This window comes from Neisseria bacilliformis, from assembly GCF_014055025.1.
GTDB lineage: Bacteria > Pseudomonadota > Gammaproteobacteria > Burkholderiales > Neisseriaceae > Neisseria > Neisseria bacilliformis.
The window spans coordinates 1,137,136-1,149,211 of record NZ_CP059571.1 but is presented as its reverse complement, the minus strand read 5'-3'; the positions used below and the strand labels follow the sequence as shown (position 1 = coordinate 1,149,211).

The following is a 12,076-nucleotide window of genomic DNA, read 5'->3' as shown; positions in this document are numbered from 1 at the left end:
ACGGCCTCTCTGTTGCCAAACCGAAGCGAGCTAACGCGCCATCGGCGCGCCTTTCACTTCGACGCGCCCGGCCTGCGCCGCTTCGAGCATATGTTTTGCCTGCTCGTCTCGCGGATACTGTTTCACATAGGCGCGGATTTCGCGCAGTGCCTGCTCCTTCTGTCCTTTGGTCAGCAGCACGATGGCCAGCGGTTTGCGGGCTGCGCCGTTGCCGCCGTCCACCGCCTGCCGCAGCACGCGCAAAGCCGCGTCGGTTTGTGCGGAGGCGGCGAGGAAGCCGCCATATTCGCCCAGGGTCTGCGCCCGCTGCGCCTTGGGCTGCGCCGAGAGCAGCTTGCGGTAGTAGCCGTCGGCAATCTGTGCCGCGCCTTCCACGTCCAAGTTGTGGGCGATCCAGGCCGTTTGCGCGGTGCGGTGCAGCATGGGGATGTAGGCCTCGTCGCCTGGTTTGATGATGTCCGTTTCGATAAGGGAGCGGGATATGCGCAACAGCTCGGCCGCGTCGCGTGCGGCGCGTTTTTGGTCGGCGGCGTTGTCGAAGCGCACGGGATACTCGCCCGCGTGCGCGGCCAAATCGTTGTAGATTTTGTCGGCCGCCGCGCCGCTGAAACGCTCGGGCGTGATCACGCTCTGCATGTTCTGCTGCGGATAGGGCGCGGCAAAGGCGGCGGCGGAGAAGGCCAGCAGGGCGGCGGCGAGGATTTTTTTCATGTTGTTGCTCCATGTGCTTGTTGGCGGAAAACGCAATTTTATGCAACAAAGCGCGCGCCCGCCAAATTCCTTGTCGGCGCGACGAAAAATGGCAATAATGCCGCCCTTTCGCATTGTTCAAACAGAAAGCACGAAAATGGCACTAATCGTACAGAAATACGGCGGCACTTCGGTGGGTTCGCCCGAACGCATCAAAAACGTCGCCAAACGTGTCGCCCGCGCCCGCGCCGAAGGTCATGACGTGGTGGTGGTGGTGTCCGCGATGAGCGGCGAAACCAACCGGCTGGTGGCTCTGGCGCACGAAATGCAGGAGTTTCCCGACCCGCGCGAGCTGGACGTCGTCCTCGCCACGGGCGAGCAGGTAACCATCGGCCTTTTGGCCATGGCTCTGAAAGACATCGGCGTACCGGCCAAAAGCTACACCGGCTGGCAGGTGGCGGTGCGCACCGACGACGCGCACACCAAAGCCCGCATCGACCACATCGACGCCGACAAAATGCGCGCCGACCTGGGCGAAGGCCGCGTCGTCATTGTGGCCGGTTTCCAGGGCGTTACCGCCGGCGGCGACATCGCCACGCTCGGGCGCGGCGGCTCGGACACCTCCGCCGTTGCCCTGGCCGCCGCGCTTAAAGCCGACGAATGCCAGATTTACACCGACGTAGACGGCGTGTACACCACCGACCCGCGCGTCGTACCCGAAGCGCGGCGCATGAGCACCATCTCGTTTGAAGAAATGCTCGAACTAGCCAGCCTCGGCTCCAAAGTGCTGCAAATCCGCTCGGTGGAATTTGCCGGCAAATACAAAGTTCGCCTGCGCGTATTGAGCAGCCTGACCGACGAAGGCGAAGGCACCCTGATTACCTTTGAAGAGGACGAAAACATGGAAAAAGCGGTTGTAAAAGGCATCGCATTCGACAAAAACCAAGCCCGCATCAACGTGCGCGGCGTATCCGACAAACCCGGCATCGCCTACCAGATTCTCGGCAGCATCGCCGAGGCCAACATCGAAGTGGACATGATCATCCAAAACGTCGGCGCGCAGGGCACCACCGACTTCTCCTTCACCGTGCCGCGCGGCGACTACAAGCCCACCCTCGATTTGATGAACGGCCTCAAAGCCGATCTGGGCGCGGCCGAAGTGAACGGCGACGACACCGTGTGCAAAGTCTCCATCGTGGGCGTGGGCATGCGCTCGCACGCCGGCGTGGCCGCGCAGATGTTCCGCGCCCTGGCCGAAGAAGGCATCAACATCCAGATGATCTCCACCTCGGAAATCAAAGTCTCCGTGCTGATCGACGAAAAATACATGGAACTGGCCACCCGCGTGCTGCACAAAACCTTCGGTTTGGAACACGCCTGACGCAGACGCGCAATAACGCGGCAAACGGATAAAAAGGCCGTCTGAAAACCTGTAAAACGGGTTTTCAGACGGCCTCTGTGCAAACAGGTAGGGTGTGTGGCTCTGCCACGCACGCGGTTTGTGCCGTACAAAAGGCCGTCTGAAAACCGGATTTTCGGGTTTTCAGGCGGCCTTTTCCTGTTCCCAACCTACCGCTTCAAAGCCAGCGTTAGCACGCCGCCGGCAATCAGGGCGATGCCCAGCCATTCCTGCGACGAGGGACGTTCTTTCAGAAAAACAACGGCGAACAGAGCCACCAGCACGATGCTGAATTTGTCCACCGGCGCGACTTTCGACGCTTCGCCCATTTGCAGGGCCTTGAAATAGGCCAGCCACGACGCGCCGGTGGCCAGCCCCGACAAAACCAGAAACGTCCAGTTTTTCGCGGTGAACGAGCCCACGCCCTGCCATTTGCCCGCGTAGCTGAGGAAGGCCGCCAGCGCGGCGATGATGACCAGCGTGCGGATGAAGGTGGCGAAGTCCGAATCGATGCCCTGCAAGCCGGCTTTGGCGAAAATCGCAGTGAGCGCGGCGAAAAAGGCCGAGGCCAGAGCCCAGTAAAACCATGTGTGTTCCATTGCTTTCTCCTGTTTTCAGAGTGCGAAGCCTCCCGCCTCGGGACGGCCTGCACGGCGCAGAGGCCGTCTGAAATCCTGTTTACAAACCGTTCAGTTGCAGCCAGCGTTCCAAATCCGCGCCGCCGATGCCGCCGTTTTCCTCGAAATCCAGCTTGTTCTGCTGCCGCCCGTTTGCGTATTTGGCCAGCACCGGCGTGCCTGAGAGGCCGTAACGCTGTTTGAACGCTGCCCACGCTTCGGGGTTTTGGTGCAGGCGGTGGACGTTGACAAACCAGATTTTGCCGTCCAGCCTGTGCGCGGCGATGTAGCGTTTGAACAGCGGCTCGAAGGCGTTGCAGTCGCCGCAGCTGGGGCGGCCGATGTAGGCGTACACCGTTTCGCCCGAAGCCGCGCGCCGCTCGAATTCGGCCACGGTGAGGCTGCCCAAATCGAAATAGATGTCGCTGTATGTATCCTGATAGCTTTTGGTGTTTTCTGCCGCCAGTTTCGCGGCGGTGCGCGCCTCAGCCAGCTCGGCGCGCAAATCCGCAGCGGATGCCGAAGCCGCCAGCGTAGCGGCCAAAACGGCGGCGGCAAGGTGTTTCGCGTTCACAATCGTCCTCCTTTTCGGTTTGAAAACCCGATTTTACGCTTTCAGACGGCCGCCGAACAAATCCGCGCAGAGGCCGTCTGAAAAGCCCTTTGTTTTATTTCCCGCCCGCCACGGGTATAATGCGCCCCATTTTTATGTCGGCGGGGCGCAAATCCCCGTTTTTCGAGAAACACATGCTGAAAAAACTCTGGCGCAAAATGGCCGGCAAAGCCGACGCCGCAAGCGTCAAACACACCATCCCCTACGCCGAACACGGCCTCACCGCCGACGACATCAGCTTCGCCGCCGAAAAAACCGTCTCCCGCCTGCAACAGGCCGGCTACGAAGCCTACGTTGTCGGCGGCGCGGTGCGCGACCTGCTCATCGGCGCGCAGCCCAAAGACTTCGACGTCGCCACCGACGCCACCCCCGAAGAAGTCCGCGCCCTCTTCCGCCGCAGCCGCATCATCGGCCGCCGTTTCCGCATCGTCCACGTCCAAGTCGGCCCCGAAACCATCGAAGTAACCACCTTCCGTGGCAACGGCGGCGCGGTGCAGAACGAGCAGGGACGCATCATGAAGGACAACACCTACGGCACGCTCGCCGAAGACGCCGGCCGGCGCGACTTCACCTGCAACGCCCTCTACTTCGACCCCGTCAAACGCGAAATCCACGACTTCCACCACGGCGTACAAGACGTCAGACAACGCCGCATCGTCATGATCGGCAACCCCGCCGAACGCTATCAGGAAGACCCCGTCCGCATCCTGCGCGCCATCCGCCTCGCGGGCAAACTCGGCTTCACCATCGAAGAGCGCACCGCCGCGCCCGCCGCCGATTATGCAGGCCGTCTGAAAGAAGAGCCCCCCGCCCGCCTGTTCGACGAAATCACCAAACTCCTCTTCTCCGGCCACGCCGGCCGCTGCCTCGGCCAAATCCGCGCCCTCGGCATCGCCGCGCGCATCCACCCCCTGCTCGACGCCTTGCAGCAGGCCGCCGCCGACGGCAGCGGCGGCATCATCGGCGAATCGCTGCGCAACACCGACGAGCGCGTGCGCGCCGACAAATCCGTCTCCGCAGGTTTTGTCCTCGCCGCCCTGATGTGGGACAAACTCAACGCCCTCTGGCAGCAAAACCAGGCAAACGGCCTCAAACCCGCTCCCGCCCTCAGCCGCGCCATCGCCGACTTGGACGACACCGTGGAAAGGGGCTGGGGCGTGCCGCAGAAATTCTCCGCCACCATGCGCGAAATCTGGATACTCCAACCCCAGTTCGACAACCGGCGCGGCATGCGTCCGCACCGCCTGCTCGCCCAGCTGCGTTTCCGCGCCGCCTACGATTTCCTCGTTTTGCGCGCCAAAACCGGCAGCGCGCCGCAGGAGCTGGCCGACTGGTGGACAACATTCCAGCACGCCGAACCCGAAGAGCGCGAGCAAATGTCCGCCGCCATGACCGCCGCCGCCAACGAACTGCCCTCGGCAAACCGCAAAAAACGCCGCAGATCGCGCAAACGCAAACCCGCAGCGGCTGCCGCCAACGGATAAAGGCCGTCTGAAAACCATCCGGCCGTCTCCCCCTTTTTCAGACGGCCTTTCCCCCATTTCACACAGGAAACCCAAATGGCAGCATTCAACACCGAAAAAGTCCTCAGCGTCCACCACTGGACCGACGCCTACTTCACCTTCACCTGCACCCGCGACGAATCGTTGCGCTTTGAAAACGGCCAGTTCGTCATGGTCGGCCTGATGGTGGACGGCAAACCCCTCATGCGCGCATACAGCGTCGCCAGCGCAAACTACGAAGAACATCTCGAATTTTTCAGCATCAAAGTCCAAGACGGCCCGCTCACCAGCCACCTGCAACACCTCAAAGTCGGCGACGACGTGCTCATCAGCAAAAAGCCCACCGGCACCCTCGTCGCGGGCGACCTCAACCCCGGCAAACACCTCTATCTCTTGTCCACCGGCACCGGCATCGCCCCCTTCCTGGCCGTAACCAAAGACCCCGACATCTACGACATGTTTGAGAAAGTCATCCTCGTGCACGGCGTGCGCTACCAGAAAGACCTCGCCTACTACGACCGCTTCACCCGCGAACTGCCCAACGACGAATACCTCGGCGAGATCGTGCGCGACAAACTGATCTACTACCCCATCGTTTCCCGCGAAGACTACCTCCACCACGGCCGCCTCACCGACCTGATGCGCTCGGGCAAACTGTTTGACGACATCGGCCTGCCGAAAATCAACCCGCAGGACGACCGCGCCATGCTCTGCGGCAGCCCCGCCATGCTCAAAGACACCCGCCAAGTGCTCAACGATTTCGGCCTCGTCGAATCCCCCAAAGTCGGCGTGCGCGGCGACTTCCTGATTGAACGGGCGTTCGTCGACCAATAACGCGCCGCCGTTTGCCCGCAACAGACAAACCCGCCGAAAACCGCCTGCCGCAGGCCGGACACCCGTCCGCTCTGCGGCAGGTGTTCTCTTATCTTGTGAATATCCGAAAGCTGAATATGGGCAAAAAAGACCGTGCCAGAGAGAAAAAAAATCCGCAACAACGAAATCCTGCAAGCCTATTACGGCGCGAGCGAACGGGATTTGTTCGACCATATCCCCAGGGTCTGTTGACAATCAACGGTTGCGGCGGCTTTTACGTCATAAAACGGCATCTGCCGCGTTGAAAACACTCGCCTATGGACGGCATAGGCTCGTGTTTTCGCCTTGCATCTGCCATTTTCTGCCGCAAAATCCGCTTCGCAAGTTGAATGTCAACAGACCTTACCGCGACCTGCCCGACATCTGGCTGGACTTCATCGAAACATGCGTCCTGCCTTTCAGCACGCAGGAAGACCCGGCAAGCGATCTGGCCTACACAAAAAATTTCCCGGCCGGGAAAATCACCCATCACGAACTGCGCACCCGTGCAACATACGCGTGGAAAAATTACGAAAACTCGGAAGGCACAGAGAAAAACATCCGGCGTATCACAGTACATTTCCTGTTCCCAAGAACACTGGAAGGCAATCCCCTGCCGGGCGCGATCTATGAAGACTTCCTAATGCTGCTGGAACAAATGTTTGAAATAAAATAAGGGCTTTGCACGGATTTTCTGGTTTTCCTGCAAGAGAAAATCCCACCCTCGCCGCAAAGCCGCAATACGGAATAAAAAAACGTTTGCGCGGCGTTTTTCAGAGTGCGAAGCCTCCCGCCTCAGGACTGCCTCCAAACCTTTGGAAACGCCAAAGGCCGTCTGAAAACCAAATCGCAGCAAAGCAATCCGGCTTTTCAGACGGCCTTTCAACGGCACAAACCCTAAAACACAAGCGGAAGCCGTTGCATAAGCTCGGACACCTCCGCACAGCGTCATTCCCGCGCACGCGGGAGTTTTGTCGAAATTTTAGCAACGTTCTGTTTCTTCAAAAATTGTTTGCATCCGACCAAGATTCCCGCCTGCGCGGGAATGACGGTATTTTTTGATTTCCAAACTGCCGTTTGGGTTGTGCAAAAATTTCAGGCAACAAAAAATCCGGCTTAAAGCCGGATGTTTACTGTTGTATCAATTAATTGGCGCGGCGGACGGGGCTCGAACCCGCGACCCCCGGCGTGACAGGCCGGTACTCTAACCAACTGAGCTACCACCGCGCATCATTGTCCAACCGACAACGAAAGGAGAAACTGGTGGGTGATGACGGAGTCGAACCGCCGACATTCTGCTTGTAAGGCAGACGCTCTACCAACTGAGCTAATCACCCGTAAAACAAAATACCGACTGCCTCGGTATTTCGGGAAACTTTGGCGCGGCGGACGGGGCTCGAACCCGCGACCCCCGGCGTGACAGGCCGGTACTCTAACCAACTGAGCTACCACCGCGCATCATTGTCCAACCGACAACGAAAGGAGAAACTGGTGGGTGATGACGGAGTCGAACCGCCGACATTCTGCTTGTAAGGCAGACGCTCTACCAACTGAGCTAATCACCCGTAAAACAAAATACTGACTGCCTCGGTATTTCGGGAAACTTTGGCGCGGCGGACGGGGCTCGAACCCGCGACCCCCGGCGTGACAGGCCGGTACTCTAACCAACTGAGCTACCACCGCGCATCATTGTCCAACCGACAACGAAAGGAGAAACTGGTGGGTGATGACGGAGTCGAACCGCCGACATTCTGCTTGTAAGGCAGACGCTCTACCAACTGAGCTAATCACCCGCTGCTTTTCAGCGAAGCGCGGATTAAACCAAATTATCCCCCGCCGCGCAAGCAGTCTCTTTACATAAAGGCGCAATATATTGAATAAACGTATCTTTTATTTTCAGACGGCCTTTTGCCGCGTGATAAGGCCGTCCCGAGGCGGGAGGCTTCGCACTCTGAAAACGCCGCGCCGTCTTTCCACACCGCGCGGATGCGGGTAATCTTGCCGCTTTTTGCAACCGCCGCCATGATGCCGCCCCTTCCCGCCCTTGCCGCCGCCCTTGCCGCTTTTCAGACGGCCTTGGCCGACCCGCAGCGCGCGCAGCGGCGCATACTGGCCGACATCCTCGCCGCCAACTGCGGCACGCTCTACGGGCGGCGGCACGGTTTCGCGCGCATCAGCTGTTATGAAGACTTCGCCCGCGCCGTGCCCGTGGCCGCTTACGAAGACCTGCGCCCGCTGATAGAACGCACGGCGGCGGGCGGGCGCGGGCTGCTTACCGCCGAAGCCGTTGTCTGTTTTGAGGAAACGGGCGGCAGCACCGGCGGCGCGAAGCCCGTGCCCTACACCGAGAGCCTGTATGTCGCCTTCCGCCGCGCCGTGCTGCCGTGGCTGGCGGATTTGCGGCGGCGGCGGCCGCAGGCGTTTGTGGGCAGACTGTTTTTCATCGTCAGCCCCGCCGCACGCGAACGCACGCACACCGAGGGCGGGATTCCTTTGGGCAGCGGCAGCGATTTGGACTATTTCGGCACAGAAACCGCCGCCGCGCTTGCGCCGCGCACGCTGTTTCTGCCGGAGCTTTTGTCGGCGCAAACGGCGCAAGAATGGCAGTTTGCCTGCGCGAAATTGCTGCTGGGGGCACCGGATTTGAGTTTCGTGTCGCTGTGGAGCCCGACCATGCTGCTGCTGTTTCTGCACACCATGCAGACGCGGCAGGACGAGCTTCTGCCACACATCGCCGACCCGCGCCGCCGAGCCGCGCTTGCCCGTGCCCTGTCGCGCGACATTCCCGACACCCGCGCCATCTGGCCGCAGCTGGACACGGTAAGCTGCTGGACGAGCCACACCGCCGCCGCGCCCGCCGCCGCGCTGCAAAAGCGGCTGCCGCATGTGTTTGTCGAAGGCAAAGGGCTGCTGGCGACGGAATTTGCGGGCAGCATTCCGTTTTCTCCGCCCGAGAGGCCGTCTGAAAACGGCGGCGGGCGGTTTTCAGACGGCCTCCTGCCGCTGTTGGCCGTGAACAGCCATTTTTACGAGTTTCACGGCGCGAACGGCATTGTGCCCGTTTGGCAGACCCGCGCGGGTGAAGACTACCGCCTGATTGTTACCACCCAGGGCGGGCTGTACCGCTACGACACGGGCGACCATGTGCGCGTGCACGCCCTGCGCGGCGGCGTGCCGCAAATCGAATTTGTCGGACGCGGCGGCCTGAGCAGCGATTTGTGCGGCGAAAAACTCAATGAGGCGTTTGTCCGTGCCGCGATGGAAAAGGTGTCGCCCGATTTGCCCGAGGCCGCGCTGTTGCAGGGCGTACAGGCCGACCCGCCCTACTACCGCCTGCTGTGCGCCGGCCGCGCTTGGGCGCAAAACCCCGCTTGGGCGGCGCGGCTGGACGACGCGCTCGGCGGCAACCCGCAATACGCCTACGCCCGCCGCACCGGCCAGCTCGCCGCCCTGCGATTGCACTTTTGCGCCGACCCGCAGGCTTACGCGGCGGGCTTTTTCCGCGCGGAACAGCGTTTTGCCGTGCGCAAAATCCCGCTGCTGCTGCCGCCGGTTGCGGAAGACGGTGAGGCCGTCTGAAAAAGCGTTTTGCCCGTTTGCCGCAGCAAAGCCGTGTTTTGTCTGCGCCGAAGCTGCGCTTTCAGACGGCCTCAACGAGTACAGAGGCCGTCTGAAACCATATCGCGCGATAAAAAAGGCTGAAACCCTGCGCAGTTTGCGCCACAGTAGGGTGGGTCTCGACCCACCATTAACGATGCGGCTGAAACGGTGGGCCAAGACCCACCCTACATGCCGCGCGCGCAGAGGCCGTCTGAAAACCAAACAGCCGCGCCCGTGCGCCAAACCGTTTTTCAGACGGCCTCAAACACCCGCAGAGGCCGTCTGAAAGCGCAGCTTCGGCGCAGCCAACACCATAAAACCAAACCAAAACAGCAAACAAGGAACACGCCATGACCACCCCCGAACAGCCCGCCGCCGACGGCCTGCATAACTATTGGTACATCACCGCACGCGAAAAAGACGTGCGCAAAAAGCCGCAGGCCGTGCGGCTTTTCGGGCGGCACTACGCCGTTTTCCATCAGGGCGGCGGCCGCTATGCCGCGCTTGTCGACTGCTGCCCGCACCGCAACGTGCCGCTGTCGATCGGCAAAGTGGAAAACGGCTGCCTCAAATGCGCCTACCACGGCTGGTCGTTCGACGGCGACGGCAGGCTGGCGGAGATTCCCGCCCTGTGCGGCTGCGGCGGCACGCCCGACGTGCGCGTGCCCGCCGTACACTGCACGGCGCAGGACGGCTATGTCTGGCTGTGTATCGGCACGCCCGCCACGCCCGCGCCGCTGCCTTTCGCCTGCCTGGACGAGGCGGGCTACACCACCTTCCGCATGAAAACCCGCTTTGCCGCGCCCGTCGACTGGTGCTTGGAAAACTTCCTCGACTGCCCGCACGCGGTGTATGTGCACAACTCCTGGTTCCGCACCCCCACCGGCAAACCCGTGCGCGCCCTGCTGCGGCGCAATGCCGACGGCGCGCAAATCGAATACGCAAACGAGCCGCGCGAAAAAAGCCTGGTGTGGAAGCTGCTGCAAAACAGCGATACCGAAATGTCGCACACCGACCGCTTCATCGCCCCCGCCACCTCGCGCGTCGACTACCGCTTCTCCGACGGCAAACACTACATCGTTACTTCCTCCTGCACGCCGCTGGATAAGGACACCACCGAAGTGCACACCGTCGTCAGCTACAAATTCGGCCGGCTGAACCCGCTTATCCGCCTGGTGTTCCAGCCGCTCTCGCAGCTTATCATCCGTCAGGACGTCGCCATGATGAAGCAGCAGCGCGACAACATCGACCGTTTCGGCGGCCGCGCCCGCTTCTGCAACAGCGCGGCCGACCTGCTGATGCCGGAAATCACGGCCTGGCGCAAAACCCTCGCCGAAGGCGGCACGCCGGAAGCGGCGGGCGTGGTGCGCGAACAGGAGCTGCATTTGTGAAACGCGCTTTTCAGACGGCCTCTTGGCTGACGCTGGCCGCCGCGCTGCTGTTTTATGTTTGGCAAAACCATTTCGCCGCAGCGGGCGGGCAAATCGCTCTGCCCAAAGCCCTGTGGCTGGGGGCGACCGTGTTGTTCTGGCTGCTGCTGCCGCCCGTGGTGTTTTGCGCCGAACGCGTTTCAGGTCGTCTGAAAACTGCCTATCTCGTTTTCTGGCTGCCCATGCTCGCCCGCGCCCTCGCCGAAGTGTTTTTAATGTACGGCTGCGGCTGCTGGCAGTACGCCTACGGCATCGCCCACGACCTCGCCAGCATCGCCGTCCTGCTGAGTGCCGCATGGCTGTGCCGCCGCGAAACACCGCGCCTTTTGGCCGCCAACCTCGCCGTTATGGCCGCCATGTTCGCCGCCGAAGCGTATTTCGCCGCCTACATCGCCGCCTTCCACCGCCACCACCCGCACGCAAAAGTGTGGTTTGTCGGCTGGGAAAGCCCCCATCTGGCCAACCAGGCCGCCACCGCCGCCATCGTTTCCGCCCTCGCCCTCTGGCTCGTCCACCTCACCCGCAAGCTGCCATGAACAAACTCGCCACCCGCACCGATACCCCGCAAAACCTCTCCGCCGCCCGCACCGCCGAGCTCTACGCCCTCTATGCGCGCTACTACGGCGGCACTTCACCCGAACTGTTCTCCCGCGACCTCGCCGAAAAAGACCACATCCTGCTGCTGGAAGACGAACACGGCCGAACGCGCGGCTTCACCACCCTGAAAATCCTGCCGTTTTCCCACGAAGGCCAAACCGGCCGCGCCCTCTTCTCCGGCGACACCATCATCGACCACCGCTACTGGGGCGAACAAACCCTGCCGCTGGCCTGGTGCGAACTGGCAGGCCGTCTGAAAGCGCAGCAGCCCGACACCCCGCTCTACTGGCTGTTAATCGTCAAAGGCGACCGCACCTACCGCTACCTCAACGCGTTCAGCAAAAACTACTACCCCAACCGCCGCCGCCCCACCCCGCCCGACATACAGCGGCTTATCGACCGCCTCGCCGCCGCCCGCTTCGGCGCACACTACCGCCCCGACAGCGGCCTCATCCGCTACCCCGAATCGCAAGGCCACCTCAAAAGCGAATGGCTCAACGAAAAAACCGCCGCCAACCCCGAAGCCGCCTACTTCCGCAGCCGCAACCCGCGCCACGCCGAGGGCGACGAGCTGGTCTGCCTCACCCTGCTCGCGCCCGAAAACCTGCGCTCCTTCGCCCTGCGCGGCTTTCTCGCCGGACTGCAACGGGGCGCGCTGTGAACACCCGCCCGCAATCTGCGGCGCGGCATACAAACAAAGTTGCGGCACCGCCCCGCGTGCATATAGAATGCGCCCTTTTAGAGCATAGTCTCTAAACTCAAAACCAGTCTAAGGA

The 12,076-nt window shown here is 61.7% G+C and carries 14 protein-coding genes and 6 tRNA genes; 10 read left to right on the top strand and 10 right to left on the bottom strand.

Translation table 11 applies throughout. From position 1 onward, the window contains the following. Positions 1 to 30: 30 nt before the first annotated feature. On the bottom strand, positions 31 to 711 hold the full coding sequence (locus H3L91_RS05820) for a tetratricopeptide repeat protein (protein ID WP_007342668.1): 681 nt from the start codon (positions 709 to 711) through the stop codon (positions 31 to 33). A gap of 136 nt (positions 712 to 847) precedes the next feature. Here H3L91_RS05820 and H3L91_RS05815 point away from each other — a divergent pair, with 136 nt between their 5' ends. After that, complete coding sequence (locus tag H3L91_RS05815) at positions 848 to 2,071, top strand: aspartate kinase (protein WP_040659486.1); 1,224 nt, start codon at positions 848 to 850, stop codon at positions 2,069 to 2,071. Between the two features lie 188 nt (positions 2,072 to 2,259). Here the strand turns inward: H3L91_RS05815 and H3L91_RS05810 are convergent, their stop codons facing one another. Together H3L91_RS05810 and H3L91_RS05805 are read right to left on the bottom strand one after the other, a co-directional pair. Next, a complete protein-coding gene (locus H3L91_RS05810; RefSeq protein WP_007342666.1) occupies positions 2,260 to 2,688 on the bottom strand; it encodes an EamA family transporter in 429 nt (142 codons plus the stop codon). 79 nt (positions 2,689 to 2,767) lie between these two features. Continuing rightward, positions 2,768 to 3,280: a thioredoxin family protein gene (locus tag H3L91_RS05805; RefSeq protein ID WP_007342665.1), complete on the bottom strand. Its 513-nt coding sequence runs from the start codon at positions 3,278 to 3,280 to the stop codon at positions 2,768 to 2,770. Positions 3,281 to 3,453: 173 nt separating this feature from the next. Between H3L91_RS05805 and pcnB the strand changes: the two genes are divergently transcribed. The 4 genes from pcnB (at position 3,454) to H3L91_RS05785 (ending at position 6,349) form a co-directional block, all read left to right on the top strand. Then, positions 3,454 to 4,803: a polynucleotide adenylyltransferase PcnB gene (gene pcnB / locus H3L91_RS05800; RefSeq protein ID WP_040659484.1), complete on the top strand. Its 1,350-nt coding sequence runs from the start codon at positions 3,454 to 3,456 to the stop codon at positions 4,801 to 4,803. Positions 4,804 to 4,878: 75 nt separating this feature from the next. After that, positions 4,879 to 5,655 carry a ferredoxin--NADP reductase gene (locus H3L91_RS05795; protein WP_007342663.1) on the top strand — a complete coding sequence of 259 codons (777 nt, stop codon included), beginning with the start codon at positions 4,879 to 4,881 and terminating at the stop codon, positions 5,653 to 5,655. An 11-nt stretch (positions 5,656 to 5,666) separates the two neighbouring features. After that, entirely contained in the window at positions 5,667 to 5,939 is a 273-nt protein-coding gene (locus tag H3L91_RS05790; protein WP_154647198.1) for a hypothetical protein, read from the top strand. Then, a complete protein-coding gene (locus H3L91_RS05785) occupies positions 5,936 to 6,349 on the top strand; it encodes a hypothetical protein (RefSeq protein ID WP_154647197.1) in 414 nt (137 codons plus the stop codon). The genes H3L91_RS05790 and H3L91_RS05785 overlap by 4 nt, the downstream gene beginning before the upstream one ends. A gap of 474 nt (positions 6,350 to 6,823) precedes the next feature. On the opposite strand, the gene H3L91_RS05780 is transcribed toward H3L91_RS05785, so the two are convergent. From H3L91_RS05780 to H3L91_RS05750, 7 genes are all read right to left on the bottom strand, one after another. Next, positions 6,824 to 6,900 (bottom strand) — tRNA-Asp (locus H3L91_RS05780). 34 nt (positions 6,901 to 6,934) lie between these two features. After that, positions 6,935 to 7,010: transfer RNA gene (locus tag H3L91_RS05775), tRNA-Val, on the bottom strand. Between the two features lie 41 nt (positions 7,011 to 7,051). Further along, positions 7,052 to 7,128, bottom strand: a tRNA-Asp gene (locus H3L91_RS05770). A gap of 34 nt (positions 7,129 to 7,162) precedes the next feature. Continuing rightward, positions 7,163 to 7,238 (bottom strand) — tRNA-Val (locus H3L91_RS05765). Positions 7,239 to 7,279: 41 nt separating this feature from the next. Further along, positions 7,280 to 7,356: transfer RNA gene (locus H3L91_RS05760), tRNA-Asp, on the bottom strand. 34 nt (positions 7,357 to 7,390) lie between these two features. After that, positions 7,391 to 7,466, bottom strand: a tRNA-Val gene (locus H3L91_RS05755). Positions 7,467 to 7,526: 60 nt separating this feature from the next. After that, positions 7,527 to 7,697, bottom strand: a complete 171-nt coding sequence (locus H3L91_RS05750; protein ID WP_007342660.1) for a hypothetical protein — start codon at positions 7,695 to 7,697, stop codon at positions 7,527 to 7,529. On the opposite strand from H3L91_RS05750, the gene H3L91_RS05745 reads away from it, so the two are divergent. The 5 genes from H3L91_RS05745 to H3L91_RS05725 all read left to right on the top strand — a co-directional run bounded on the left by H3L91_RS05745 (position 7,696) and on the right by H3L91_RS05725 (position 11,961). After that, complete coding sequence (locus H3L91_RS05745) at positions 7,696 to 9,252, top strand: GH3 family acyl-acid amido synthetase (RefSeq protein WP_244958486.1); 1,557 nt, start codon at positions 7,696 to 7,698, stop codon at positions 9,250 to 9,252. The genes H3L91_RS05750 and H3L91_RS05745 overlap by 2 nt on opposite strands. Before the next feature lie 210 nt (positions 9,253 to 9,462). Then, entirely contained in the window at positions 9,463 to 9,627 is a 165-nt protein-coding gene (locus H3L91_RS05740; protein WP_154647196.1) for a hypothetical protein, read from the top strand. Further along, positions 9,624 to 10,664, top strand: coding sequence for a Rieske 2Fe-2S domain-containing protein (locus H3L91_RS05735; protein WP_007342657.1), 1,041 nt, complete (start codon positions 9,624 to 9,626; stop codon positions 10,662 to 10,664). The genes H3L91_RS05740 and H3L91_RS05735 overlap by 4 nt, the downstream gene beginning before the upstream one ends. Next, complete coding sequence (locus tag H3L91_RS05730) at positions 10,661 to 11,239, top strand: hypothetical protein (protein WP_007342656.1); 579 nt, start codon at positions 10,661 to 10,663, stop codon at positions 11,237 to 11,239. Before H3L91_RS05735 ends, H3L91_RS05730 begins: the two co-directional genes overlap by 4 nt. Then, complete coding sequence (locus H3L91_RS05725; RefSeq protein WP_007342655.1) at positions 11,236 to 11,961, top strand: hypothetical protein; 726 nt, start codon at positions 11,236 to 11,238, stop codon at positions 11,959 to 11,961. Before H3L91_RS05730 ends, H3L91_RS05725 begins: the two co-directional genes overlap by 4 nt. The last annotated feature ends 115 nt before the right edge of the window (positions 11,962 to 12,076 follow it).